The sequence below is a fragment of the Bradyrhizobium mercantei genome, from assembly GCF_001982635.1.
Lineage (GTDB): Bacteria > Pseudomonadota > Alphaproteobacteria > Rhizobiales > Xanthobacteraceae > Bradyrhizobium > Bradyrhizobium mercantei.
In genome coordinates this window covers 1-25,301 of sequence record NZ_MKFI01000005.1, presented here as the reverse complement: position 1 = coordinate 25,301, position 25,301 = coordinate 1, and the positions used below count along the sequence as shown (strand labels likewise).

20 protein-coding genes and 1 pseudogene are annotated in these 25,301 nt (G+C 66.3%); 8 read left to right on the top strand and 13 right to left on the bottom strand.

What is annotated here, in order from left to right; translation table 11 throughout:
- Positions 1–43: 43 nt before the first annotated feature.
- Together BI327_RS22785 and BI327_RS22780 are read left to right on the top strand one after the other, a co-directional pair.
- Positions 44–409: a polyketide cyclase gene (locus BI327_RS22785; protein WP_076863256.1), complete on the top strand. Its 366-nt coding sequence runs from the start codon at positions 44–46 to the stop codon at positions 407–409.
- Positions 410–512: 103 nt separating this feature from the next.
- Positions 513–2,267: an alkaline phosphatase gene (locus BI327_RS22780; RefSeq protein ID WP_076863254.1), complete on the top strand. Its 1,755-nt coding sequence runs from the start codon at positions 513–515 to the stop codon at positions 2,265–2,267.
- A gap of 237 nt (positions 2,268–2,504) precedes the next feature.
- Here BI327_RS22780 and BI327_RS22775 read toward each other — a convergent pair whose 3' ends face one another.
- From BI327_RS22775 to BI327_RS22755, 5 genes and pseudogenes are all read right to left on the bottom strand, one after another.
- Positions 2,505–4,727, bottom strand: a complete 2,223-nt coding sequence (locus tag BI327_RS22775; RefSeq protein ID WP_076863252.1) for an OmpA family protein — start codon at positions 4,725–4,727, stop codon at positions 2,505–2,507.
- Positions 4,728–5,066: 339 nt separating this feature from the next.
- Positions 5,067–5,453 carry a VOC family protein gene (locus tag BI327_RS22770; protein ID WP_076863250.1) on the bottom strand — a complete coding sequence of 129 codons (387 nt, stop codon included), beginning with the start codon at positions 5,451–5,453 and terminating at the stop codon, positions 5,067–5,069.
- 78 nt (positions 5,454–5,531) lie between these two features.
- On the bottom strand, positions 5,532–6,389 hold the full coding sequence (locus BI327_RS22765; protein ID WP_167386904.1) for an FkbM family methyltransferase: 858 nt from the start codon (positions 6,387–6,389) through the stop codon (positions 5,532–5,534).
- 30 nt (positions 6,390–6,419) lie between these two features.
- Positions 6,420–8,467 (bottom strand): annotated as a pseudogene (locus BI327_RS22760) (ABC transporter ATP-binding protein/permease).
- A 104-nt stretch (positions 8,468–8,571) separates the two neighbouring features.
- On the bottom strand, positions 8,572–10,716 hold the full coding sequence (locus tag BI327_RS22755; protein WP_076863248.1) for a hybrid sensor histidine kinase/response regulator: 2,145 nt from the start codon (positions 10,714–10,716) through the stop codon (positions 8,572–8,574).
- A 325-nt stretch (positions 10,717–11,041) separates the two neighbouring features.
- Here BI327_RS22755 and BI327_RS22750 point away from each other — a divergent pair, with 325 nt between their 5' ends.
- The 3 genes from BI327_RS22750 (at position 11,042) to BI327_RS22740 (ending at position 16,085) form a co-directional block, all read left to right on the top strand.
- Positions 11,042–11,335: a FeoA family protein gene (locus BI327_RS22750; protein ID WP_076863246.1), complete on the top strand. Its 294-nt coding sequence runs from the start codon at positions 11,042–11,044 to the stop codon at positions 11,333–11,335.
- 24 nt (positions 11,336–11,359) lie between these two features.
- Complete coding sequence (gene feoB, locus BI327_RS22745; RefSeq protein WP_076863244.1) at positions 11,360–13,234, top strand: ferrous iron transporter B; 1,875 nt, start codon at positions 11,360–11,362, stop codon at positions 13,232–13,234.
- Between the two features lie 100 nt (positions 13,235–13,334).
- Positions 13,335–16,085 carry a bifunctional acetate--CoA ligase family protein/GNAT family N-acetyltransferase gene (locus BI327_RS22740; protein WP_076863243.1) on the top strand — a complete coding sequence of 917 codons (2,751 nt, stop codon included), beginning with the start codon at positions 13,335–13,337 and terminating at the stop codon, positions 16,083–16,085.
- A gap of 27 nt (positions 16,086–16,112) precedes the next feature.
- Here the strand turns inward: BI327_RS22740 and BI327_RS22735 are convergent, their stop codons facing one another.
- From BI327_RS22735 to BI327_RS22715, 5 genes are all read right to left on the bottom strand, one after another.
- Complete coding sequence (locus BI327_RS22735; protein ID WP_076863240.1) at positions 16,113–16,898, bottom strand: succinate dehydrogenase iron-sulfur subunit; 786 nt, start codon at positions 16,896–16,898, stop codon at positions 16,113–16,115.
- Positions 16,899–16,916: 18 nt separating this feature from the next.
- On the bottom strand, positions 16,917–18,755 hold the full coding sequence (gene sdhA / locus BI327_RS22730) for a succinate dehydrogenase flavoprotein subunit (protein WP_076863238.1): 1,839 nt from the start codon (positions 18,753–18,755) through the stop codon (positions 16,917–16,919).
- Between the two features lie 3 nt (positions 18,756–18,758).
- Positions 18,759–19,133, bottom strand: coding sequence for a succinate dehydrogenase, hydrophobic membrane anchor protein (gene sdhD, locus BI327_RS22725; protein ID WP_089025584.1), 375 nt, complete (start codon positions 19,131–19,133; stop codon positions 18,759–18,761).
- Positions 19,134–19,144: 11 nt separating this feature from the next.
- A complete protein-coding gene (gene sdhC / locus BI327_RS22720) occupies positions 19,145–19,543 on the bottom strand; it encodes a succinate dehydrogenase, cytochrome b556 subunit (protein WP_028340868.1) in 399 nt (132 codons plus the stop codon).
- Positions 19,544–19,771: 228 nt separating this feature from the next.
- Positions 19,772–20,674 carry a LysR family transcriptional regulator gene (locus BI327_RS22715; RefSeq protein ID WP_245334942.1) on the bottom strand — a complete coding sequence of 301 codons (903 nt, stop codon included), beginning with the start codon at positions 20,672–20,674 and terminating at the stop codon, positions 19,772–19,774.
- Between the two features lie 121 nt (positions 20,675–20,795).
- Here BI327_RS22715 and BI327_RS22710 point away from each other — a divergent pair, with 121 nt between their 5' ends.
- Together BI327_RS22710 and BI327_RS22705 are read left to right on the top strand one after the other, a co-directional pair.
- Positions 20,796–21,044, top strand: coding sequence for a hypothetical protein (locus BI327_RS22710; protein WP_076863233.1), 249 nt, complete (start codon positions 20,796–20,798; stop codon positions 21,042–21,044).
- A gap of 12 nt (positions 21,045–21,056) precedes the next feature.
- Positions 21,057–21,917, top strand: a complete 861-nt coding sequence (locus BI327_RS22705; RefSeq protein ID WP_076864234.1) for a sulfite exporter TauE/SafE family protein — start codon at positions 21,057–21,059, stop codon at positions 21,915–21,917.
- Between the two features lie 9 nt (positions 21,918–21,926).
- On the opposite strand, the gene BI327_RS22700 is transcribed toward BI327_RS22705, so the two are convergent.
- Together BI327_RS22700 and BI327_RS22695 are read right to left on the bottom strand one after the other, a co-directional pair.
- Complete coding sequence (locus BI327_RS22700) at positions 21,927–22,433, bottom strand: DUF3658 domain-containing protein (protein ID WP_076863231.1); 507 nt, start codon at positions 22,431–22,433, stop codon at positions 21,927–21,929.
- A 143-nt stretch (positions 22,434–22,576) separates the two neighbouring features.
- Entirely contained in the window at positions 22,577–24,103 is a 1,527-nt protein-coding gene (locus tag BI327_RS22695; protein ID WP_076863229.1) for a malonate--CoA ligase, read from the bottom strand.
- An 86-nt stretch (positions 24,104–24,189) separates the two neighbouring features.
- On the opposite strand from BI327_RS22695, the gene BI327_RS22690 reads away from it, so the two are divergent.
- Complete coding sequence (locus BI327_RS22690) at positions 24,190–24,951, top strand: SDR family oxidoreductase (protein WP_076863228.1); 762 nt, start codon at positions 24,190–24,192, stop codon at positions 24,949–24,951.
- An 87-nt stretch (positions 24,952–25,038) separates the two neighbouring features.
- Here the strand turns inward: BI327_RS22690 and BI327_RS42960 are convergent.
- Positions 25,039–25,301, bottom strand: a 263-nt coding sequence (locus tag BI327_RS42960) for a hypothetical protein (RefSeq protein ID WP_210191225.1), incomplete at its 5' end; no start/stop codon positions are given.

Sequence of the window (25,301 nt, the reverse complement as noted above, 5' to 3'; positions counted from 1 at the left end):
AGTCGATAAATATCGACCATTAGTCGGTAAATGGAGAGTGCCCATGCCCTCGCTCAAGACGCTGCAAGCCTTCGCTGACACGGTCGAATCCAACAATCATGTTGGCGCGATCAGGAACTTTTACTCGACCGATGCCCGCACTCAGGAGAACGACGGCGAATGGCGCGTCGGCCGCGAGGCGCTGGCGGCGCGTGAGGCGGCGGTGCTGGCCGCGGTCTCCGGCGTCAAAACCACGCGGCTCGGGCCGCTGCTGCTCGACGGCGATCATTCGGCGATCTGCTGGCGGTTCGAGTTCACCGGCAAGGACGGCAAGGTCCGCAGCATGGAGGAGGTCGCCTGGCAGACCTGGCGCGGCGAGGAACTGGTCGAGGAGCGCTTCTTCTACGATCCGCAGCAGATGGCGCGCTGACGCCCTTGCGGCAATACGTCCCGGCGCCGCCTCATTGCGGCGTCATCCGTCGCCACTAGCCTCCGCCCCCTGCGCATCGTGCGCGAGGGGCGGAGCATCGATCATGATCAAGCAAGTAACCGGCGTGGCCGTCACCCTGCTGTTGTCGGCGGTGCCGGCACTCGCGCAGACCATCTATCCGATCGATCGCGCCGATATCCTCGCGGGGTCGAAATTCGACTTCAAGGTCGAGCTTCCCGGCGTGGTCGATCAGGCCAAGCTCAAAGTCACGCTGAACGGCATGGATCATGCCGCGGTGTTCGGCCAGTCCGGCATCTTCACCGCGCGCGAGGCCGGCCGGGACCAGTCGGCATTGCTGTTGCGCGATGTCTCGCTCGCCAAACCCGGCCCTGTAACCGTCGAGGTCAGCGACGGCGCGCAGAGCCGCGCGGTGACCTGGACCGTCTACGACACCGGGCCGCGCAAGGCGAAGAACGTGATCCTGTTCATCGGCGACGGGATGTCGCCGGCGCACCGCGTCGCCGCCCGAATCCTCTCGAAGGGAATCGCTGAAGGTAAGAGCCGCGGCAAGCTCGCGATCGACGACATGCCGCAGATGGCGCTGGTGGCGACCGCAGGCTCGGATTCGATCATCACCGATTCGGCGAATGCCGCGAGCGCCTACGCCACCGGCCACAAGGCCGCGGTCAATGCGCTCGGCGTCTATGCCGATCGAACGCCCGATCCGCTCGACGATCCCAGGGTCGAGACCATTGCGAGCCTCGCGAAGCGGGCGGGCCTCGCCGTCGGCATCGTCACCAACACCGAGGTCGAGGACGCGACGCCGGCGGCGATGGTTGCGCACACCCGCCGCCGCGCCGCCTATGATGCGATCGTCGCGCAATATTTCGATGCCAGGCCCGACGTGCTGATGGGCGGCGGCTCCGCGAACTTCCTGCCGCAGTCCGCGGCGGGATCGAAACGCAGGGACGATGTCGATTATCTCGCGCGCTTCCGCGACGCCGGCTATCCGGTCGCGACCACCGCGAGCGAGCTGAACGCGCTGGCCGCGAAGCCGGAGACCCGGCAATTGCTCGGCCTGTTCGCGCCCGGCAACATGGACGGCGCGCTCGACCGCAAATTCCTCAAGGGTGGTGGCGTCAAGAAATTCCCCGAGCAGCCCGATTTGACCGAGCAGGTCCAGGCTGCGCTCACGGTGCTGTCGAAGCACGAGCCCGGCTTCTTCCTGATGGTCGAGTCCGGCCTGATCGACAAATACGCCCATCTGCTCGACATGGAGCGCGCGGTCTACGATACCATCATGCTCGACAATGCGGTGCGGCTGGCAAAGGACTGGGCGAAAGCGCGCAACGATGACACGTTGTTTCTGGTCGTGGCCGATCACAACCATCCGAACAGCCTGGTCGGCACCATCAATGACGACATGACTGCGTCGCCCAACGTGCCGCTGCGCGAGCGCGTCGGCGTCTATGAGAAGGCCGGCTTCCCGAATTACCCGGCGGCGGATGCGGAGGGCTATCCGTCACGCGTCGATGTCTCCAGGCGGCTTGCGATCTTCTCGGCCAGCCTGCCGGACCACTACGAGACGTTCCGCCCGAAGCTCGACGATCCGAACGAGCCGACCGTGAAGGGCGACCAGCCCGACACCTTCAAGGCCAACGACAAGTACAAGGACGTGCCCGGCGTCGTGCTGCGCTTCGGCAATCTGCCGGCGATGATCGGCGCCAGCGTGCATTCCGGCGAGGACGTCATCCTCACCGCGACCGGGCCGGGCAGCGAGCGCGTTCACGGCTCGATGGACAACACCGAGGTGTTTCGCGTGATGGTCGAGGCGCTGGGATTGGGTGCGGGGAAATGACGAGCGAGGGTTGCTGTTGGAGGTTTGGTGTCAGCGACGACGCTTGTCCAACATCCCCTTGAAAAGGGGAGGTCGCTTTGCTCGCCAGAGCAAAGCGGGTGGGGATCTGCTCTCTCCGCAGACACCGTCTCTGCGGCTGGACCCCCATCCCGACCTTCCCCCTTCCAGGGGGAAGGAGAAGAAACAAAAATGGCCGGGATCGCTCCCGGCCATTTCGTCTTCCGATGTCTCGCCGGCTCAGCGCGGCGGAGCGGCGGAGGCGGTGCCGCCGTTGAGCAGCGGGGTGATGCGGCGGACGGTGACGCGCCGGTTGATGCGGCTCGGTCCGTCGGTCTGCTCCTTCAGATATTGCGAGCCGTAGCCCTGCGAGGTCAGGTTTTCCGCCGGCACGCCGAACTGCTGCGTCAGCAACTCGGCGGCAGACTGCGCGCGGCGGTCGGACAGCGACAGATTGTCGGTGTCGTTGCCGGTCGCATCCGTATGGCCTTCGATCAGGAACACCTCGCGCGGATTGCGCTGGATGGCCCGGTTGAGGCCGTCGGCGATCACCTGCAGCCTCGCCGCCTGGTCCGGCGGAATGGTCCACGATCCCGAGTCGAAGTTGATCGTGTTGACGTCGATGCTCGGCATCTGCATGCGGACATTGGGGCTGTAGCGGATCTCTTCGAGCGAGTAGCGCCGATCGATCCGCTGCACCGGCGGTGCCTCCATGGTCTCGTAGATCACGTCCGGTGACGCCTCCTGCGCGTCGACGATGTAGCGATCATAGGGAATGTTGACCACCGGCGGCGGCACGTCGACATAGAAGCCGCCGACCGCACGCGGATCGCGATAGCTGTTGTCGATGATGACGAGCTCGCGCCCGCCGGGATCCCTGCGGATACGGCGCAGCATCTGGCCGTCCGACCCGACCACCGTGATGATCTCGCTGCCGTCGGGGCGCACCACGACGGTGCGGGTCTCGCCGCCGATCGTCTCGGTGCGGATGTCGCGTGCGCCATAGCGGAAGCGATAGACGTCGTCGCCCCGCACATAGGCCTGCCCGCCCGGATCGCGGATGATGACGCGGTCCGGCTCGGTGTAGATGGTGCGGCCGCCTTCGACGACCTCCTGCCGCTGGTTGTGCAGCTCGGCGATCGAGCCGCCGATGATGGCGCCGGCGACCACGCCGGCCCCGACCGCGGCGCCGATCGCGAGCGGCTTGATGTTGTCATGCCGCGGCGGCGGCGGCAGCGGCGCTGCGACGGCAGGCGCGGCCCGGAACGCCGGCGCGACCGTCGGCGGCGTGTATTGCGCGCGGCCGGGCGGCGGCGTTGCGGCTGCCGAGCCGGGAACGACCGACGGTGCCGGCGCGCCCATGGCGGCGCCCTGGGCCGGCGTTAGGCCCGGCGCAGCGCCCGGGCGTGCCTGCTGGGCCGGAGCCGGTGCCGCGCCGGGCGCGCCCATCGCTGCTCCAGGTGCCGCAGGCGTTCCAGGTGTCGTGGCCGGACGTCCCTGCTGACCCGGGGCCGGAGTTGCGGCGCCCGGCGTTGCGGGGGCGGCCGGCGTTGGCGTTGCGGCCGCAGGCGGCGTGACGGGGCGTGCCGCGGGAGCGGCACCCGGTGCTGTCGGTGCCGTGCTCGGTGTTGCCGGCGATGTCGCGGCGGGCGGTGTGCCCGGCGGTTGCTTGGCACCGCCAGGACGTTCACCACGTTCACCACCCGGACGATCGCCAGGCCGGCGTTCGGCCGGCGCCGTCGTCGGAGCTCCCGGCGCCGGCGTTGCGGCCGGTGCAGGCGTTGCGGCCGCGGGCGGGGTGCCGGGGCGTGCTGCGGGGGCGGCACCCGGTGCTGCCGGCGCGGCGGCGCCCGGCGCGGGAGCCGGCGGTGTGCGCGCGGCCCCTGGCGCTGGCGTCGGCGGCGTGCCCGGCCGTTGCGGTGCAGCCGCAGGCGGCGGCGGGGTCGGCGTGGGATGAGCGGGGGCCGCCGCCGGCGGCGGTGGCGTCGCAGGTTTCGCGGGTGCTGCTGCGGGTGGCGGCGGCGTCGCAGGCTTGGCGGGCGCAGCCGCGGGCGGCGGCGGCGTTGCCGGGCGCGCGGCAGGCGGTTCAGGCCGTGCGGGCGCCGGATGCGGTGCGGCTGCCGGAGGCGGCGTCGGCTTTGCGGGTGCAGCGGCCGGCGGCTCGGGCCGTGCAGGTGCTGCGGGTGGCGTCGGGCGCGCGGGCGCTGCGGCCGGCGGCGGGGCCGGATGCGGCGCGGCTGCAGGAGGCGGTGCCTGCGGATGAGGCGCTGCGGCCGGCGGTGCCGGATGTGCGGGCGCGCCTGGTGCCGGCCGCGGCTTCGGCTTTCCGTCCGGTCCGAGTTCTTCCTTCTGCTGTGCCTGTGCGACGATCAGCGGCGAGGATTGGGCGTGCGACGCTGAGGTGGCGAACTGCATCACCGTCAGCGCAGTCGTGGCAAGCAGCACGAGACGAAGCTTTGTCATGTCTTGGAGTCCCCGGCGGAAAGTCTGGGCAGGAAGGAAAGAACGTGAAAGCCGAACAATTCGGCAGGACGATGAATTGCCAGCCGTTAGGCCGGATTGTGGCGAGCGCCGAATCTTCGACGAAGTTTATTTCGACATTATAACGGGTTGCATGTGTCTTTGTTCACTGGACATTCAGAAGAAACGCTTCGACACATTCGCAATCGATCTGGAACTGAGGCGCGAGGGTGATTTATCGCCCGCGCGGGCGATCTGTCGCAGGCGGCGGGCCCGACGGTCCGCGCGCCGGTGATTCGCCGAATGTCCTGCCCGCGCCTGGCAGAGCCTGGCGTTTCCGCCTCAGCCAGGCGTGTGGCAGACCGCCTCGATGTTGTGGCCGTCGGGGTCGAGCACGAACGCGCCGTAATAGTTCGGGTGATAATGCGCGCGAATGCCGGGCGCGCCGTTGTCGCGACCGCCGGCTGCCATCGCGGCCTTGTAGAAGGCGTCGACGGTAGCGCGGTCCTTGGCGGTGATCGCGATATGCACCGGCTTGTTCATCGCGCCTTCGCCGCCGATCCAGAAGTCCGGCTTGCCGTTGGCGCCGAAGCCCGCCGCAGGCGCATGCCCCGTCACCTCGGCGGGCACTTCCATGATCAGACCGTAATCGAGTGGCGCCAGCGCCGCCTGGTAGAATGCCTTCGCGCGATCGTAGTCAGAGACCGAAAAGCCGATATGGTCGATCATCGCGCGCCTCCCTCGTCGTGATGAATTTGCATCCGCGTTCTCGCTTCACCTTCCCATGGAAAGGGGAGGTCGCTTTGCTCAGTCCCGTACCAGCAGCGTGTTGCTGCGCGTCCGGCCCTGATCGACGTAACCACGCGTGTGCATGTCCGCAATGCAGTCGTCGGTCCATTCGTCCTTTGACAGATGCTCGATCACGACCGCGCGCGGCCACAGCTGCTCCGGCGCGTCGCGGAAGAAGCCGGTGAGTACGCGATCCTCGAATCCCTCGACGTCGATCTTCAGCGCGTCGACCTTTTCGGCGCCGGCCTCATCGAGAATGCGTTGCAGCCGCAGCGACGGCACCTTGAACGCCTTGCCGGTGGGTGTGCCGGTGACGATGTGGCTGGCGCCCAGATTGTCGCCGTCGGTCTCGATCATCAGCTCGCCGTCGACGGGGCCGGCCGCCGCCGCAACCAGGCGCACCTGCTTATAGCCGGAGGCCTGCGTGTTGAACTTGAGCCGGGCATGCGTCACCGGATGCGGCTCGATCGCAATCACCTTGCCATTGGGCCCGACATCGCGCGCCAGCGCCAGCGCATAGGTGCCGACATTGGCGCCGAGATCGACGAAGGTGCCGCCAGCGCCGACATGCGCCCGCAGGAAGGCGAGCTCTTCAAGATTGTAATCGGGATTGAACAGCGCGCCGCGCTCGGTCGCGCTCGCCTGATGATAGAAGCGGAACGACGCGCCTTGATAGGTGACGTCCAGCGGCCCCGCGCCGAACAGATTGACCAGCCGCGACAGCCAGGGCCGGAACGCGCCGCGCTTCAATCCCGAGCCATGCGCAAGCCGGATGATCGTGGCCTGCGCCGCATTGGGCGCGAAGGCGCCGAACGGCGCCGGCGAAATGTCGTTGCTGGGTATCACGCATGGCCTCATCGAAAGCGCGGCATGCATAGCCGGTTTTGCCGGGAGCGCCAACGTCCGTTATGCGGCCTTGCCGGTCTGCCGCTGCCGCAGGAAGCTCCCGAGCAATCGTCGCCTGCCCTTGCGCGGGATCAGATCGACATCGCTGACCAGCCTGGCGCCGCCCTTGCGTCGCTCCAGCACGATCTTGCGGCTATGAAAGGCCTCCAGCTCGACGCGATGCGCGACGCTGACAATGGTCGCCTTCGGCAATTCCGCCGTCACCATCTGCATCATCTTGTCCTGGCTCTTCTCGTCGAGCGCCGAGGTCGCCTCGTCGAGCACCACGATGTCGGGACTGTGCAGCAGCAGGCGGGCAAAGGCGAGCCGCTGCTTCTCGCCGCCGGACAGCGTCTGGTCCCACGGCGCGTCCTCCTCGATCTTCTCCTTGAGATGGTCGAGGCCGACCTTGTGCAAGGCATCGCCGATCTCCTCGACGCTCCAGTCCTCCGCCGCGCCGGGATAGGCCACGGCGCGCCGCGGCGTGCCCGACGGCACGTAAGGCTTTTGCGGCAGCATGAACAGGCGGCGGTCCGCGTGCAGGCTGACGCTGCCGCCGCCCCATGGCCACAACCCGGCGATGGCGCGCACCAGCGTGCTTTTGCCGGTGCCGGATTCGCCGGCGACCAGCAGCCGCTCGCCCGGCTCGATCACGACCTCGGTTTCCCCGACCACGGCGGTGCCGTCGTCGAGCGTGACGGAGAGGTCGTTGAGGCTCAGCATGGCCTCGCCCGCGGTCTCGCCGCGCTTGATGCGGCCGAAGCCGTCGCCGGTCTCGGCGCGTTCGAGTCCGTCGAGCGACATCATCAGCGACGCGATGCGGCGGGCGCAGGCGTTCCAGTCGGCGAGGCGCGGATAATTGTCGACCAGCCAGCCGAACGCGGCCTGCACGATGGTGAAGGCGGAGGCCGCCTGCATCACCTGGCCGAGCGTCATGCTGCCGTCGAGGAATTTCGGCGCGCACAGCAGCAACGGTACCACCGGCGCAATCAGACTCGACCCCTGCGACACCAGCGTCGTGCGCATGTGCTGACCGGCGAGCCGCGCCCATTGCCGCAGCACATTCGAGAACGTCCTGTCGATGCCGTCGCGCTCCTCGGTCTCGCCGCCGAGCAGCGCGATGCTTTCTCCGTTCTCGCGCACCCTGGTCAGGACGTAGCGGAATTCGGCCTCCGCCTGGTTCTTGTCCTCGGAAATCTGCGCGAAGCGGCGCCCGATCGCCATGATCGAGCCGGACGCGATCGCGGCATAGACGATCGCGGCGACGACAAGAAAGCCCGGGACGGTCACGGACGTGCCGCCGAGCGTCAGCGTCAGCGCGCCGCCGATCGTCCACAGCACGATGATGAAGGTGACGGCGGAGAGCAGCGCCGACGTTACGCCGGCGATGAAGTCGACCGGTGAATCGGTTGCGATCCGCAGATCCTCCGCGATCCGGTATTCCGGATTCTTGTGATCGCCGTCGACGAGGTTGAGCTGGTAGTAGCGGCCATTCGCCAGCCAGCGCGTGACGACGGTGTTGGTCAGCGAGGCGCGCCAGCGCCGCTGAATGGCCATGCGGCCGAATACCTGGGCAACGCCCAGCAGCACGCTGCCGATCGCAAGCGGAAGAAGATCGCGGTGAGGTGAAAGACAGTGGCGGCGTCGCGCTTCTCGATCGCATCGAAGATCGCGCGATTCCAGACATTGATGCCGTACTGGACGGCAACATTGGCGACGATCAGCAGCAGCAAGCCGATCGTGAACAGCCACGCCAGCCGGTCGCCATTGCGGCCCCAGTAGCCGCGCGCGGTGATCCAGAACCGCGTCAGCAAATAGTCCTTGCGCGCCTCCTCGGCTTCTTCAGGCGATAATTCGGGATCGGGTTCGAGGACTTCCGGCGGCGGCGGTTCGACATGATCGCCGTTTTCTGCGACGACCTCGACAAGTTCCGACTTGTCGTCCGCTTCGGTCTTCGCGTGGTCCTTGCTTCCAGAATCGCTTCGCTTTGCGCTTGCCTTCCGACGCGGTGCGGCCTTGCTCGAGGATTGCTTGCACGCAGATCCGGATTTTGCCGCGGCTTTACCCATGCCACGTCAACGCCAGGGAAATCAGCCGGTTCCATCCCGTTTCCGGCGGCCGGCCGCGAGCATCTTCACTGACGGCGAATTGGCGGCACGCGCACGCGATTCATTCACTCCGCCGGCGCCTGATCCCGCCGCAGCCTCCGCGAGCGCGCGGCCTTGTGCAGCACGCGCGCGAGCTGTTCGGCGGAATAGGGCTTCTGCAGCAGCTCGAAGCCGCCGCTGCCTTGCTGCGACAGCACCTGGCTGTAGCCGGAGGCGAGCACGATCGGCAGGTCGAGGCCCTGCCGGCGGATCTCCTCGGCGAGCTCGATGCCGCTCATGCCGGGCATCACGACATCGGTGAACACCAGGTCGAACCTGCTGGGGTCGACTGCGAGCTCCTCCAGCGCGTGGGTGGCGTTCTCGACCAGCACGCAGGTGCAGCCGAGCTGCGTCAACGTGTCGGCGGCGAACTTGCCGACCTCGGCATTGTCCTCGACGATCAGGACCGATGCGCTGGTCCGGTCGACCGACGGTGCATCCTCGGTGAGCCGTGGTTGCGCGCCGTGCCCGCCGGTGACGCGCGGCAAATACAGCGTGAATGTCGCACCCTTGCCGACTTCACTGGTGACGGTGACCTCGCCGCCGGACTGCTTGGCGAAGCCGAACACCTGCGACAGGCCGAGGCCGGTGCCGTGACCGACCTCCTTGGTGGTGTAGAACGGCTCGAAGATGCGGCCGAACAGCTCCTGCGGAATCCCGACGCCGGTGTCGGCCACCGACACCGCGACGTGGCCCTGCCGGCTCGGCGGCATGCTGGTCGCGGACGGCAGCTTGTCGACGGCGCGAACCGCGATCGTGAGCCGGCCGACGCCGTCCATGGCGTCGCGCGCGTTGACCGCCATGTTGATGATGGCGGTCTCGAACTGGCCGGCGTCGGCGTTGACGAGGCAGCTCTCGTCCGGCACCTGCGCCGTGATCTCGATCCGCGAGCCGATCAGGGTTGCGATCATCTCGCTCAGGGTGCGGACGTTCTGGGAGGCATCGAACACCTCGGGTTTGAGGGCTTGCCGCCTCGCGAACGCGAGCAGCTGATTGGTCAGCTTGGCGGCGCGATTGACGGTGTTGGAGATCGCGTCGATGTAGCGCTGTCGCCGCGGCTCCGGCAGGTCCGGCCGCCGCAACATGTCGACCGAAGCGCGGATCACGGTGAGGAGATTGTTGAAGTCGTGCGCGACGCCGCCGGTGAGTTGGCCGAGCGCCTCGAGCCGCTGGCCATGCCGCAACGCCTCCTCGGCTTCGATGCGCCGGTTGGCCTCCTCCTGCAGGCGCTGGGTTCGCCGGAAGGCGAGCGCGAGCAGGCCGAACAGCAGCGCGGTGGCCGGGATACCGAAGATCAGGTGCTGGGCTATGGTCGAGACCCAGCGCGAGCGGATGGCCTCGGTTTCGAGGCCGGCGCTGACATAGATCGGGTATCCGGCCAGCCGCTGATAGCGCATGCGCCGCTCGATGCCGTCCGCCGGAGACTGGATGGTCATGGTGCCGGCTTCGGGATGGGCGACGAGCTGTTGTCCGAGCGGGCCGCCGGGCTCGAACCGGACCTCGTGGCCGAGGACGGGGTAGTGCGCCAGCACCGTGCCGTCGGCCCGGATCAGCGCCAGGAAGCTGCCGGGCTCGCGGCCGATCCGGGCATAGAAATTCTCGAAATATTCCGGAAGCACCGAGGCCTGGATCACGCCGGCAAAGCTGCCGTCCTCATTGTTGCGGCGCCGGCCGACGCCGAAGAATCGTGATCCCTGATAGGGCGGCCGCGGCTTCAGCACTTCGCCGATATAGGTGCCGTAGTCGCCCTGGACATGGATTCGGAAGTAGTCCCGATCCGAGAAATCGATGTCGGGGGTTGGATACATCAGGCTGTTGACCAGCGCGCGGCCATTGGAATCGAACACCCAGACCGATTTCACCTGGGGCAGCGCCTCGGCGACCTGGCGCAGCCGCTGGTGCAGGTCCTTGTTGTGCACGACGATGTCGTCGTCACGCATGCCGCGGATGACCTCGGTGACCTCGGCCAGGCTGCGGTCGATGGTCTCGAACACCTTGAGCGCGTGCTCATGGGTGACGTCGAGCGTCCGCTGGATCTCCTGGTCGGCGGCCTCGCTGGTCGAGATCCAGGACATCACGGAAGCAAATATGAACAGCGCCAGCGGAAGGGCCAGCGACGCGGCCATCATCCATTGCAGCAGTCTCAGCGAATTGCGGTGTGCGGTCTGCACGGGCGCTCCGGCTCCTTGCGGACCTTAACGCAAACCGTTGCGCCGGAGAAAGCGAATCCCCGCTCTGGCGTGCGGCGCAGGCGCCATCCCGCCGCCGGTCAAGGTTACCGGAGGCCAACCCGGATCGATCAATTGGGAGCCGGCTCACCTCCGGAGCGGCACGGGGTGGATGTTGCGCGGTGCCATCACGGCCTCGTTAGCACGCAGCCGGCAGTCAAGCGGAAAATCGACCCGGATCGCGCTTCCGGGCGCTGTTTTTAGGAGTTCTAAAACCTCTCACGGGCAAATGCTTGACCCTGTGACTACCTGCTGAAAAACAGGCCGCATGACAGGCGATCCAAACTCCACCCAGGATAATTTACAGGACATCCGGCTCGGGCGTGCGGATCGCGGTTTTGTCGGAAAGATCATCAGGCTCGATGCGCTCGTGACGGGCTCATCGCTGTCTCCGCAGGAGCTCGAGCAGCGCCTGGTCGAGATGGGATTTGTCGAGGGCGCGCGCGTGGAAATCCTGCATGAGGGCACGATCCGGAGGGACCCGATCGCGGTGCGCGTCGACAACATCACGATCGCGCTGCGCCGGAGCGAAGCCATGTCTGTAATCGTAGAACGGCTGTAATCGTAGAATGGCTGTGATCGTCGAATGACCGCTGCATCCCTGCGTCTGGCGCTGGTCGGTGCCCCGAACACCGGCAAGACGTCGCTGTTCAACCGGCTGACCGGCAGCACCCAGAAGGTCGCCAATTATCCGGGCGTCACGGTCGAGCGCAAATCCGGCGGGTTCGTCACGCCGGAGGGCCGCAGCGTGACGGTGCTCGACCTGCCCGGCACCTATTCGCTGCGCGGCCGCAGCCCGGACGAGGAGATCACCCGCGACATCGTGCTCGGCCGGTTCGACGGCGAGGCGGTGCCCGATCTCGTGCTCTGCGTCGCCGACGCCACCAATCTGCGGCTGACCTTGCGGCTGGTGCTCGAGCTGAAGCGCGTCGGCCGGCCGATGATGCTCGTGCTCAACATGATCGATATCGCGAAGCGCCGCGGCGTCACGATCGATCTGGATCGGATGTCGCAGGAGCTGGGGCTACCGATCGTGACCGCGGTCGCGGTCCGCAAGGGCGGTGTCGACGAGCTGTTGAAGCGGACCGACGAATTCCTGGCGAGGTCGCATGAGGCCGCGGCCAGCGAATGGACGACGCCGACGATCGCCGACCTCAAGGCGGCGCAGCGCGAGGCGGACCGCATCATCGCCGCGGCGGTCACGCTGCCGGCCAAGCCCGACACGCTGACCAGCCGGATAGATTCGGTCGTGCTGCATCCGGTCTGGGGCCTTCTCGTTCTCGCCGTGATCCTGTTCGTGATGTTCCAGGCCGTGTTCAGCTGGGCGCAGCCGGCGATGGAGTTGCTGTCGGACAGTTTCTCGGCGCTCGGGCAATTAATTCATGGCGTGCTGCCGGAGAGCTGGAGCCTGTTGCAGAGCTTCCTGCAAAACGGCGTGATCTCCGGCGTCGGCAGCGTCATCGTGTTCCTGCCGCAGATCATCATCATCTTCCTGTTCATCCTGCTGCTGGAGGATTTCGGCTACATGGCGCGCGCTGCGTTCCTGATGGACCGCATCATGGGCGGCGCCGGGCTGCATGGCCGCGCCTTCATTCCGTTGCTGTCGAGCTTCGCCTGCGCGATTCCCGGCATCATGGCGACGCGGGTGATCGACAATCCGCGCGACCGCCTGACCACGATTTTGATCGCGCCGCTGATGACCTGCTCGGCGCGCATCCCGGTCTACACGCTGATCATCTCGGCCTTTGTCCCGGCGACCACGGTGTGGGGCTTCGTCAATCTGCAGGGGCTCGTGATGTTCGGCCTCTATGCCGCCGGCATCACCAGCGCGCTGACGGTGTCGGCGATCGCGAAATTCTTCCTGTGGCGCGACCATGCGCCGGCGCCGTTCATGCTGGAATTGCCCGACTACAAGGTGCCGCGGCTGCGCAGCATCGCGCTCGGCGTGTTCACCCGCGCCAAGATGTTCCTGTATCGCGCCGGCACCACGATCCTGTCGATGATGGTGCTGATCTGGTTCCTGGCCTCGTTCCCGCAGGCGCCGGCCGGCGCCGATGGGCCCGCGATCAATTACAGCTTTGCGGCGATGATCGGTCATGCGCTCGAGCCGCTGCTGCGGCCGATCGGCTTCAACTGGCAGATCGCGGTGGCGCTGATCCCGGGCATGGCGGCGCGCGAGGTCGCGGTCGCCGCACTCGGCACCGTCTATTCGATCGAGGGCGGCAAGGAGGCGGCGGATGCGATCGGCCAGGTGCTGGCGCAGAAATGGACGCTGGCGACCGCGCTCTCGCTGCTGGTCTGGTACATCTTCGCCCCGCAATGCGCCTCGACGCTCGCGGTGATCCGCCGCGAGACCGGCGGCGCGAAGTGGATGGTGGTGACGTTCGTCTACATGCTCGCACTGGCCTATGTCGCGAGCTTCCTGACCTTCAATTTGGCGCAGGCGCTCGGCCTGCATTGATTGGACTCTCGCTGCGCGATGGGTGCAATGGACCGAACGACGAAGTAGAGTTCATGCGCGGACGCCTCGCGCGTCCGCGTGTTCCCTGCGAGACCACGCAATGTCGACGTTCGGCCTGGAGCGGGTATTTTCGCCTCGAAGCATCGCGGTGATCGGTGGCAGCCCGCGGCCGTCGTCGCTCGGCGCGGCGGTGCTCCGAAACATCAAGGCGAGCGGCTTCACTGGCAAGCTCGGCGTCGTCAATCGGCACTATGCCGAGGTCGATGGCGCGCCGACCGTTCCGGACCTGAAGTCGCTGCCATTCGTTCCGGACCTCGTCGTGATCAGCGCACCGGCGGCTGCGGTTCCAGAGATCGTGGCGGAGGCGGGTGCCGCCGGTGTTGCCGGCGCGGCGATCCTGTCGGCCGGTCTCGGCCACGGCGCGGGTTCACTGGCAGAGATCGCGGGGCAGACGGCGCGGCGCTATGGCATGCGCCTGATCGGACCGAATTGCCTCGGCGTCATGGTGCCGCGCGCCAAGCTCAATGCGAGCTTCGCCTCGCATCAGCCCTCCGATGGACACGTCGCTCTGATCTCGCAGTCGGGTGCGGTCGCCTCGGCGATGATCGAGTGGGCGGCCGAGCGCCGGCTCGGCTTCTCCGGCATCGCCTCGATCGGCGACCAGCTCGATGTCGACGTCGCCGACCTGCTGGATTATTTCGCGCTCGACGATCACACCAGCGCGATCCTGATCTACCTCGAGGCGGTCATGGACGCGCGCAAGTTCATGTCGGCGGCGCGCGCCGCCGCGCGGATGAAGCCGGTCATCATCGTCAAGTCGGGACGGATGGCGCCGGGCGCAAAGGCCGCCGCGACCCATACCGGCGCGCTGGCCGGCTCCGATGCGGTCTATGACGCCGCGTTCCGCCGCGCCGGCATGCTGCGCGTCTACGACCTGCGCCAGCTGTTCGATTGCGCCGAGCTGCTCGGCCGCGGCTTCGTGCCGCGCGGCAACCGGCTGGCGATCCTGACCAATGGCGGCGGGCTCGGCATTCTCGCGACCGACCGGTTGGCCGAGCTCGGCGGCGTGCCCGCGACATTGACCGACGGGACGATCGCGCGGCTCGACCAGATGCTGCCGGCGGGTTGGTCATGCGCCAATCCCGTCGACATCGCGGGCGATGCGGATGCCGCCCGCTACGTGGTGGCGCTCAACGCGTTGCTCGATGACGCCAACAGCGACGCCGTTCTGGTCGCGAATGTCGAGACGGCGGTGGCGCCGGCCGTGGGGATTGCCGAAGCGGTGGCGCAATGCGTGCGCGACCGCAGGACCAAACGAAGTGCGGTGGCCGCACTGGTGCTGGCAGCGTGGGTCGGCGCCGACGAGCGCACCGGCGCGATCTTCGAGGCGGCGCGAATCCCGCATTTCCCGACCGAGGACGATGCGGTGCGCGCCTTCATGTATCTGGTGCGCTACCGCGAGGCCTCCACAGCGCTCGCCGCGACCCCGCCCGGCGTCGCCTCGGTGTTCACGCCGGAGACAGCGGCGGCGCGGCATGTGGTCATGACCGCATTGTCGGAGGGACGCGGCTGGCTCGATCCGGCCGAGATCGTCGCGCTGTTCGAGGCCTATCGCATTCCGATCGTGACGACTGTTGTCGCCGACAGCGCGGAGGACGCCGCCGCGAAGGCCGCGCCGTTCCTGGCCGCGGGACATGCGATCGTGGTCAGGGTGTTCTCGCGCGACATCCGCCACGCGTCCGATGTCGGCGGGGTGATCCTCGACCTGCGCACCAAAGATAGCGTCATTGAAGCCGCCCGGACCGTCATGGCGCGGGCGCGGAGCGCGCGGCCCGATGCCATCCTGCAGGGCGTGACGATCCAGCCGATGATCGTGCGGCGCGCGGCACGCGAACTGATCCTCGGCATCGCCGACGATCCGACCTTCGGTCCGGTGATCGTGTTCGGCCGCGGTGGTCCCGCCGTCGAGGTGATCAACGACAAGGCGCTGGCGCTGCCGCCGGTCGACATGAATCTCGCGCGCGAGCTGGTCGGACGTACCCGCGTCTCGCGACTGCTCGGCGGCTATGGCGATGTGCCCGCCGTCCCGCCCGACATGGTGCCGCTCACCCTGGTCAAGCTGGCGCAGATGGCCGCCGATATCCCTGAAGTTGCCGAGCTCGACATCAACCCGATGCTGGCGGACGAGAGCGGCGTGCTCGCGCTCGATGCGCGGGTGGCGATCCGCAAGCCGACGCGGCTGTTTGCCGGCCAGACCCGGCTCGCGGTCCGGCCCTATCCGTCGCAATGGGAGGGCGAGCTTGCGCTCCGCGACGGCTCGCGCGTCACGGTGCGGCCGATGCGGCCGGAGGACGAGCCGATGGTCGAGGCCTTCTTCCGGCGCGTCACCGCCGAAGACCTCCGGCTGCGCTTCTTCCATGCGATGAAGGAATTCTCGCACGCCTTCATCGCGCGCCTGACCCAGCTCGATTATGCGCGCGCGATGGCCTTCGTGGCGCTCGATCCGAACTCAGGCGAGATGATGGGCGCGGTCCGGCTGCATTCGGACTCGCTGTACGAGAACGCCGAATACGCGATCCTGCTGCAGTCCGATCTCAAGGGCAAAGGGCTTGGCTGGGCGCTGATGCAGCTCCTGATCCACTATGCGCGGTCGGAGGGATTGCAGCGCCTGTCCGGCCAGGTGCTGACCGAGAACACCACGATGATCGGGATGTGCCGCGATCTCGGCTTCACGATGACGATGGATCCGGATGATCACAGCATCGTCGACGTCGTGCTCGACCTCCGCAAGCCGGGGGTCGATGCGGTCGGCGCCGACATCCTGATCCGGTCTGCGGCGGCTGGCCGCTGAGAACAGGCCAGCCGCGGTCGCGTCGGATCAGATCTGGCGTTCGACCAGCTTGAACTTGAGCTCGGCGATCGCTTCCGAGGGATTGAGGCCCTTCGGGCACGCCTTGGCGCAGTTCATGATGGTGTGGCAGCGATAGAGGCGGAACGGGTCCTCGAGATTGTCGAGCCGCTCGCCGGTCGCTTCATCGCGGGAGTCGGTGACCCAGCGCGTCGCTTGCAGCAGTGCGGCGGGGCCGAGGAAGCGTTCGCTGTTCCACCAGTAGCTCGGGCAGGAGGTCGAGCAGCAGGCGCACAGGATGCATTCGTAGAGCCCGTCGAGCTTCTCGCGGTCTTCGTGGCTCTGCCTCCACTCCTTCTGCGGCGTCGGCGTCGTGGTCTTCAGCCACGGCTCGATCGAGGCATACTGGGCGTAGAAATTGGTCAGGTCGGGGACCAGGTCCTTGACCACCGGCTGGTGCGGTAGCGGATTGACCTTCACCGCGCCGCCCGCGCCGACGTCATGCATCGACTTGGTGCAGGCCAGCGTGTTCTGGCCGTCGATGTTCATCGCGCAGGAGCCGCAGACGCCTTCGCGGCAGGAGCGGCGGAAGGTCAGCGTCGGGTCGATGTGGTTCTTGATCCAGATCAGCCCGTCGAGCACCATCGGACCGCAATCATGGGTGTCGACATAATAGGTGTCGACACTCGGATTCTTGCCGTCGTCCGGGTTCCAGCGATACACCCGGAATTCGCGCGTCTCGGTGGCGCCGGCCGGCTTCGGCCAGGTCTTGCCGCCGGAAATCTTCGAATTCTTCGGAAGTGCGAATTCAGCCATGTTTGCGCGCCTTCGTTCTCAGTAGACCCGCGCCTTCGGCGGGATGTACTGCACGTCATTGGTCATCGTGTAGCTGTGCACTGGACGGTACTCGATCGCGGTCTTGCCGGCCGGATCGATCCAGGTCAGCGTGTGCTTCATCCAGTCCTTGTCGTTGCGGTCCGGGAAGTCCTCGCGCGCATGCGCGCCGCGGCTCTCGGTGCGGTTCGCGGCCGAATCCATCGTCACGACCGCCTGCACGATCAGATTGTCGAATTCCAGCGTCTCGATCAGGTCGGAATTCCACACCAGCGAGCGGTCCGAGACCGAGATGTCGCCGACGCCGCCATAGACCTTGTGGATCAGGTTCTGGCCTTCGTTCAGCACCTCGCCGGTGCGGAACACCGCGCAATTGTTCTGCATCACATGCTGCATGCTGTCGCGCAGCTTCGCGGTCGGCGTGCCGCCGGAGGCGTGGCGGAAGTGGTCGAGCCGGCCGAGCGCGAGGTCGGCGGAATCCCTCGGCAACTCCGGCTGCTTGGCGTTCGCCGTCAGCTTGTCGGCAAGGCGCAGCGCCGCAGCGCGTCCGAACACCACGAGGTCGATCAGCGAGTTGGAGCCGAGGCGGTTGGCGCCATGCACCGAGACGCAGGCGGCTTCGCCGATCGCCATCAGGCCCGGCACCACCGAATTGTCGTCGCCATTGCGCTTGGTCAGCACCTCGGCGTGATAATTCGTTGCGATGCCGCCCATGTTGTAGTGCACGGTCGGCACGATCGGGATCGGCTCGCGGGTGACGTCGACATTGGCGAAGATCTTCGCCGATTCCGAGATGCCCGGCAGCCGCTCGTGCAGCACCTTCGGATCGAGGTGATCGAGGTGCAGGAAGATGTGATCCTTCTTCTTGCCGACGCCGCGGCCTTCGCGGATCTCGATCGTCATCGCGCGCGAGACGACGTCGCGCGAGGCGAGGTCCTTGGCCGACGGCGCGTAGCGCTCCATGAAGCGCTCGCCTTCGGAATTGACGAGATAGCCGCCTTCGCCGCGGGCGCCTTCGGTGACGAGGCAGCCCGAGCCGTAGATGCCGGTCGGATGGAACTGGACGAACTCCATGTCCTGCAGCGGCAAGCCGGCACGCAGCACCATGCCGCCGCCGTCGCCGGTGCAGGTGTGAGCCGAGGTGCAGGAGGCATAGGCGCGGCCATAGCCGCCGGTCGCGAGAATCGTGGTCTGGGCGCGGAAGCGATGCAGCGTGCCGTCGTCGAGCTTGAGCGCGATCACGCCGCGGCAGACGCCCTGATCGTCCATGATCAGGTCGATGGCGAAGAATTCGATGAAGAACTCCGCCGAATGGCGCAGCGACTGGCCGTACATTGTGTGCAGCATGGCGTGACCAGTGCGGTCGGCGGCGGCGCAGGTGCGCTGCGCCTGGCTCTTGCCGAAGTCGATGGTCATGCCGCCGAACGGGCGCTGATAGATCTTGCCGTCCTCGGTGCGCGAGAACGGCACGCCCCAATGCTCGAGTTCGTAGACCGCGTCGGGCGCGTTGCGCACCATGTATTCGATCGCGTCCTGGTCGCCGAGCCAGTCCGACCCCTTCACGGTGTCGTACATGTGCCAGCGCCAGTCGTCCTGGTGCATGTTGCCGAGCGAGGCCGAGATGCCGCCCTGCGCCGCAACGGTGTGCGAGCGGGTCGGGAATACCTTGGTGATGCAGGCCGTGCGCAGGCCCGCTTCCGAGCAGCCGACCACGGCGCGCAGGCCCGCGCCGCCGGCGCCGACCACGACGACGTCGTAGGTGTGGTCCTGGATCGGGTAGGCCTTGCCGTTCGTGGCCGGGCCACCGTTGGTGGCCTTGCCGTTTCCTTCACCGGCCATGGGTCAAACTCCCGACGACAATTTGAGGATTGCGTAGATCGAGGCCAATGCGACCGCGATGCAGAAGAAGTTGTTCGCCATCACGCTGGCGATCTTCAGCTTCTCATTATGGATGTAATCTTCGATCACGACCTGCATGCCGATCTTCATGTGCCAGGTGCTGGCGACGATGAAGAGCAGCAGGATGATGGCGATCGGGATCGAGCCGAGGATCTGCGCCGCGCCGGCATGATTGCGGCCGATCAGCATGATCACCACGACGATCACGGGGACGATCAAGAGCGTCATCGCAACCGCGGTGAGGCGCTGGCGCCAGAAGTCGCCGGTGCCGGTGTGGGCGGAGCCGAGGCCGCGGACGCGCTCCAGCGGCGTGCGCATCGAGGGGCCGCTCATCGTCCACCTCCGACGGCGTAGGCAATGATCCAGATCAGCACGGTCAGCGCGATGCCTGCGACCAGCGCGCCCCAGGTCAGGGCTTCGCGCTCATTGGCCTTGAAGCCGTAGCCGAGGTCCCAGACGAAATGCCGGATGCCGCTGCACAGATGATGCATCAGCGCCCATGTGTAGCCGAACACGATCAGCTTGCCGATCGCGCTGCCGGTGAAGGCCTGGACATTGGCGTAGGCCGAGGGGCCGGAGGCTGCTGCGATCAGCCACCAGGCGAGCAGCAGGGTGCCGAAATAGAGGGCCAGACCCGTGGCGCGGTGGACGATGGACAGCGCCATCGTCAGCGTCCACCGGTAGGTCTGCAAATGGGGTGAAAGCGGTCGTTCGATCCTGGCGGTCATCGGCGGGCTTTATGGTGTGAGGGACCGCGGCCGGCCCATCGGGGAACGCGGTAGAGGAGTTCTATTTACGGACTAGGATCAGCCCGCGCAACGGCCAAATAGCCTTCGGTCGAACCGAAGTTCATTGTTAGACTTGCCGAATTCTGGTTGATCCGCAGCGTGGTATACCAGATGCAAGATCTAGTGAACTAAGAAATGAATCAACGTCCGCAGAATGCTCGAGTGCGCTCAGGCGCGCGAATGTGGGCTCCGGAAGGCGTCGATTTTGTCCCACTGTTCCACCAGATAATCGACAAATGCCCTGATCTTAGGCGACGCGAGGCGCGACGGCTGAAGCATCAGATGCAGCGGTGTCGGGGCTGGCTCGTGCTTGATCAACAGGCGCCGGAGCCGGCCGCTCGCGACATCGGACTGCACCTGCCAGGACGGCACGCGGACGATGCCGGCGCCGTCCCGCGCCGCACCAACGAGCGCGTCGAGGCTATTCATCCAGAGCCGACCGGATATGCGGAATTTGCGGCCCGTCTTCGTGCCGTCGGCAAAGCGCCACTCGGCGCTACCAGGCGAATCGGAAAACACCAGGCAATCATGCGCCGAAAGCTCGGCCGGTGTCTGCGGCTCGCCGCGTCGATCCAGATAATCCGGCGATGCGCAGACGATCATCTGAAGGTCGGTGAGCTTGCGCGCGACGAGCTGCGAATCGCGCAAGCGGCCGATCCGTATAGCCAGATGGATGTCCTCCTCGACCATGTCGACGGCGCGATCGATCAGCAGCAGATCGACGGAAAGCGCCGGATAGCAGCGCAGAAATTCGACCAGCAACGGCGCGACGACGAGCCGCCCGATCAGGCTCGGAGAGCTGACGCGAATCCGCCCCGATGGCTGGTGCGGATCGCGTGACAGCGCGGCCTCGATCTCTCTGACCTCGCCGAGGATCGCTTTCGCTCGCTCGTAGAGAATGCGTCCGTCATCGGTCAGCGCGAGCTGGCGGGTGGTGCGCAGCAGCAGGCGGGTGCCGAAATGCTCTTCCAGCGCGCTGATCTGCCGGCTCACCGCGGTCAGCGAGCTCGGCAGCGCGCGCGCCGCCGCCGACAGGCTGCCGCTATCGACCGCGCGGACGAACGCCGCCATCGCCGCAAGCTGGTCCAAGCCCAATCCTTCCGCTTTTCGCAAGAGAGCCTGCTCAAACGCATAGATACTCCCGCTCAACAGAAGGGTCTAGCTTGTCGGCCCGAGATGTGAGGAGCCTGACATGACCTCGATTTCCAGCCGATCCGATTCCGTCGAACGCGGCAGGGCGCACCGCCGGGCCGACGCCGACGATCCGGCCGACCTGCTTGTGTTCTCGTGCGTCGGGTTGCTAATCGATGTCCTGGCGCTGCTGTTGTCGGGCGCGGCGCATGCGACCCCACTCCGTCTTGCCATGATCGCGGGCGCTGCGCCGGTGGCAGCCCTGGTCGCATTGTGGCTGGCCGATCGCGCCCGCAGAGACGGCTCCTGAGTGGCGGGAATGATGATGGCTGGACTTGATGTCGCCGAGCTTGTCGAACTTGCACTGCTGCTGATCGCGGTCGGCGCGCTGTCGGGCTTTCTCGCCGGCCTGTTCGGCATCGGTGGTGGCGCGATCCTGGTGCCGGTGTTCTACGAATGCTTCCGTCTCGCCGGCGTGCCGCTCGAAGTGCGGATGCCGCTCTGCATCGGTACCTCGCTCGCGATCATCATCCCGACCTCGCTGAGCTCGTTCCGTGCGCACTATCGCCGCGGCGCCGTCGACATGACGATCCTGAAGCGCTGGTGGCTGCCGATCCTGATCGGCGTCGCCGCCGGCAGCGTCACCGCGCGCTTCGCGCCGGAGCGCTTGTTCAAGATCGTGTTCGTGATGGTGGCGTGGTCGGCGGCGGCGCGGCTGCTCTTGGCGCGCGACACCTGGAAGCTCGGCGACGACGTGCCGAAAGGCTTTCTGATGCGCGTCTACGGCTTCTTCGTCGGGCTGCTGTCGACGCTGATGGGCATCGGCGGCGGCCTGTTCGCCAATCTGCTGATGACCTTCTACGGCCGGCCGATCCATCAGGCGGTCGCGACCTCGTCCGCACTCGCGGTGCTGATCTCGATCCCGGGCGCGCTCGGTTACGTCTATGCCGGCTGGCCCGCAGCCGCGCGCTTTCCTGATGTCGCCGCCCTGCAACTGCCGTTCGCGCTCGGCTACGTCTCGCTGATCGGCGCGCTCCTGGTGATGCCGACCACGCTCGTCACCGCGCCGCTCGGCGTCAAGGTCGCGCACGCGCTGTCGAAGCGCGCGCTGGAGGTGGCGTTCGGGGCCTACCTCTTCATCGTCGGCGGACGGTTCGTGATCAGCCTCGTCGGTGGGCATTAGCCGGGAAGGCTACGACACCTGGCCCACAAGCGAGGCCTTCAATCGGATCATGCTATTGCCCCAGTACCGCAGGTCGCCCTGGCACTCGAAGTGGCCCACACTTGCCAATTCCTGAATCCGGGCCGCGATCGTCTCACTGGTGATCGCCAACCCAATGTCGTCACAGGCCACGAGTGCCTGACCCACAATCATCAACATCTTCCGCCATTTTGGCTCCATGACAGAGAAGATGATCTGGTCGAGTTTGGTGACCGATATGGACAGGCTCGGCGAAACCTCATCCCAGGTGAGCGTGCTGCTGATCCGTGGAGGTTTGGGGCGCGGCGCCAGCTCTGGATACTGGGCATAGATGTCGAACAGTTTCTTGTAGACGACTTCGCAGGCCTTGGTCAGATGCTCCAACAAGGCGGCGCCGTCGATCTTGTCGATTCCCTTCGTGGCGATGACTGTACGATCGAGTGCCCGGCCCACTTTCAGTAGATGTTTCTTCAGTTCGACCGCCCGCTCTCGATCCATGCCAAAGGCCTCGTGACTACACCTTGCAAATATCCTTTATAGGTATCGCGTAGCCCGGATTGAGCGAAGCGCAATCCGGAACTCTTGCAGACGATAGACCGCTCCCGGATTTCGCTTCGCTTCATCCGGGTTACGAAGTTGGGCTACTTCGCGTAGATATCCTTATACGTGTCCCGCAGAATGTTCTTCTGCACCTTGCCCATCGCGTTGCGCGGCAATTCGTCGACCACGAAGACGCGCTTGGGCATCTTGAATTTGGCGAGCCGCCCGTCGAGCGCCTTCAGCACCGAGGCTTCGCTGACGTCGGCGCCCTTGCTGCAGACCAGCACGGCAGTGACGCCCTCGCCGAAATCGGCATGCGGCACGCCGATCACGGCGGACTCGACCACGCCGGGCATGGCGTCGATCTCGCTCTCGATCTCCTTCGGGTAGACGTTGAAGCCGCCGGAGATCACGAGGTCCTTGCCGCGGCCGAGGATGTGGACATAGCCCTTGTCGTCGATCTTGCCGAGGTCGCCGGTGATGAAGAAGCCGTCGTCGCGGAATTCGGCCTTGGTCTTCTCCGGCATGCGCCAGTAGCCCTGGAACACGTTCGGGCCCTTGACCTCGATCATGCCGATGGTCTCGCGCGCGAGCTCCTTGCCGCTTTCGGGATCGGTGACCCGCACCGTCACGCCGGGCAGCGCGAAGCCGACCGCGCCGGGCACGCGGTCGCCGTCATAGGGGTTGCTTGTGTTCATGTTGGTCTCGGTCATGCCGTAGCGCTCGAGCACGGCGTGGCCGGTACGATCAGACCATTCGCGATGGGTGTCGGCGAGCAGCGGCGCCGAGCCCGAGATGAACAGCCGCATGTGTTTTGTCGCGTCCTTGTTCAGGCCGGGATTCTGCAGCAGGCGGGTGTAGAAGGTCGGTACGCCCATCATCACGGTGGCGCGCGCCATCAGCTTGATGATCACGTCCGGATCGAACTTCGGCAGGAAGATCATCGAGGCGCGCGCAAACAGCGTCACGTTGCTCGCCACGAACAGGCCGTGGGTGTGATAGATCGGCAGCGCGTGGATCAAGACGTCCTTGTCGGTGAAGCGCCAGTAGTCGACCAGCGAATACGAATTCGAGGCCAGATTGTCGTGCGACAGCATCGCGCCCTTGGAACGGCCGGTGGTGCCCGAGGTGTAGAGGATCGCGGCGAGATCGTTGTTCGCACGCGGCACGGTCGCGAACTCCTTCGGCGCCTTGTCCGCGGCCTCGGTCAGCGAGCCCTTGCCGGTCGGATCGAGCGTCTCGACCCTGGCGCCCACCCTGGCCGCGATCGCTGTGATGCCCTCGAGCTTGGAGGGATCGCAGACCACCAGCGAAGGTTCGGCATCTGATATGAAGTATTCGAGCTCGTTCAGCGTATAGGCGGTGTTGAGCGGCAGATAGACGCCCCCGGCGCGCACGGTGGCGAGGTAGAGCACCAGTGCGGAAACCGATTTCTCGGTCTGCGCCGCGACGCGGTCGCCCGGCTTGACGCCACGCTCAACCAGCACATTCGCCATCTGGCCGGCGCGCGCGATCAAATCTCCGTAGGAGATGCGGCTGCCGTCGAGCTGCTCGATCGCGAGCCGGTTGGGGTCGTCGAGGCCGTCGAACAGGCGGGAAAACAGGTTGGCGTTGGTGGTCGTGTTCATGCAACATCCCCTGAGGGGCGAAAGCGCCGGAAAGGTCTGGGTGCATTAGCAAAAACGCCCTTCGGAAAGCAACGGAGACAGTTTGCATGACAAATAATGGGAAACGCGTGGCCTGGGTCACCGGCGGCGGAACGGGAATCGGTGAATCCGGGGCGGAATTCCTGGCTGCGGACGGCTGGACGGTGGTGGTTTCCGGGCGCCGCAAGGAAGAGCTCGACCGCGTGGTGGCCAACATCACGAAAAAGGGCGGCAAGGCCGAGGCGATCCCGCTCGACGTCAGCAGCAAGGCCGACGTCAACAAGGCGGCCGAGGCGATCGTCGCCAAGCACGGCCGCATCGACCTCCTGGTCAACAGCGCCGGCATCAATGTGCCGAAGCGCAGCTGGGCCGACATGGAACTGGAGGGCTGGGACAAGCTGGTCGAGGTCAACCTCAACGGCGTGCTCTACTGCATGCGCGCGGTGCTGCCGACCATGCGCAAGCAGAAGGACGGCTGCATCATCAACGTCGCCTCCTGGGCCGGCCGTCATGTCTCCAAGATGCCGGGCCCGGCCTACACCACCACCAAGCACGCGGTGCTGGCGCTGACCCATTCCTTCAACATGGACGAATGCGTCAACGGCCTGCGCGCCTGCTGCCTGTCGCCGGGCGAGGTCGCAACTCCGATCCTGAAGCAGCGGCCGGTGGTGCCGAGCGAAGCCGAGCAGGCCAAGATGCTGCAACCCGAGGATTGCGGCCGCACCATCGCCTTCGTCGCCAGCATGCCGGCGCGGGTCTGCATGAACGAGATCCTGATCAGCCCGACGCACAACCGCGGGTTCATCCAGACGCCGGCGAACAGGGATTAGGCCCAGATCTCTCAACGGGTCGTCCCTGCGAAAGCAGGGACCCATAACCACCGGCGTTGGTTGTTAGCAAAGGCTGCAGCCGCAGCCTTAGCAAAACCAGCGTTGGTGGATATGGGTCCCTGTGTCTTGGAAGTCTGTCATGATGAAGGTGGGCGGGAAGCCGTTGGGTCCTTGGCGCTTGACGCCGTGATCCGGCCCGGTCTCCCGCCCGTTCCATCTACAACCTGAACAGTTGCACGAGGCTGCGCCAACAGACCTCGCATCACAGGGACAGGCACCATGATCATACCCCTTCGTTACGTCGGAATCGACGTCTCCAAACATCACCTCGATATTTTCGATGAGGCCAT

Coding starts and splice junctions, on each gene's coding strand:
- BI327_RS22700 (WP_076863231.1), bottom strand. CDS start 22,433: ATGGATCGAGAGCGGGCGGTCGAACTGAAGAAACATCTACTGAAAGTG.
- BI327_RS22690 (WP_076863228.1), top strand. CDS start 24,190: ATGACAAATAATGGGAAACGCGTGGCCTGGGTCACCGGCGGCGGAACG.
- BI327_RS22775 (WP_076863252.1), bottom strand. CDS start 4,727: ATGACAAAGCTTCGTCTCGTGCTGCTTGCCACGACTGCGCTGACGGTG.
- BI327_RS22710 (WP_076863233.1), top strand. CDS start 20,796: ATGACCTCGATTTCCAGCCGATCCGATTCCGTCGAACGCGGCAGGGCG.
- BI327_RS22735 (WP_076863240.1), bottom strand. CDS start 16,898: ATGGCTGAATTCGCACTTCCGAAGAATTCGAAGATTTCCGGCGGCAAG.
- BI327_RS22740 (WP_076863243.1), top strand. CDS start 13,335: ATGTCGACGTTCGGCCTGGAGCGGGTATTTTCGCCTCGAAGCATCGCG.
- sdhD (WP_089025584.1), bottom strand. CDS start 19,133: ATGCGCACGCCGCTGGAGCGCGTCCGCGGCCTCGGCTCCGCCCACACC.
- BI327_RS22705 (WP_076864234.1), top strand. CDS start 21,057: ATGATGGCTGGACTTGATGTCGCCGAGCTTGTCGAACTTGCACTGCTG.
- BI327_RS22695 (WP_076863229.1), bottom strand. CDS start 24,103: ATGAACACGACCACCAACGCCAACCTGTTTTCCCGCCTGTTCGACGGC.
- feoB (WP_076863244.1), top strand. CDS start 11,360: ATGACCGCTGCATCCCTGCGTCTGGCGCTGGTCGGTGCCCCGAACACC.
- sdhA (WP_076863238.1), bottom strand. CDS start 18,755: ATGGCCGGTGAAGGAAACGGCAAGGCCACCAACGGTGGCCCGGCCACG.
- BI327_RS22765 (WP_167386904.1), bottom strand. CDS start 6,389: ATGCATGCCGCGCTTTCGATGAGGCCATGCGTGATACCCAGCAACGAC.
- BI327_RS22770 (WP_076863250.1), bottom strand. CDS start 5,453: ATGATCGACCATATCGGCTTTTCGGTCTCTGACTACGATCGCGCGAAG.
- sdhC (WP_028340868.1), bottom strand. CDS start 19,543: ATGACCGCCAGGATCGAACGACCGCTTTCACCCCATTTGCAGACCTAC.
- BI327_RS22785 (WP_076863256.1), top strand. CDS start 44: ATGCCCTCGCTCAAGACGCTGCAAGCCTTCGCTGACACGGTCGAATCC.
- BI327_RS22750 (WP_076863246.1), top strand. CDS start 11,042: ATGACAGGCGATCCAAACTCCACCCAGGATAATTTACAGGACATCCGG.
- BI327_RS22780 (WP_076863254.1), top strand. CDS start 513: ATGATCAAGCAAGTAACCGGCGTGGCCGTCACCCTGCTGTTGTCGGCG.
- BI327_RS22715 (WP_245334942.1), bottom strand. CDS start 20,674: ATGGCGGCGTTCGTCCGCGCGGTCGATAGCGGCAGCCTGTCGGCGGCG.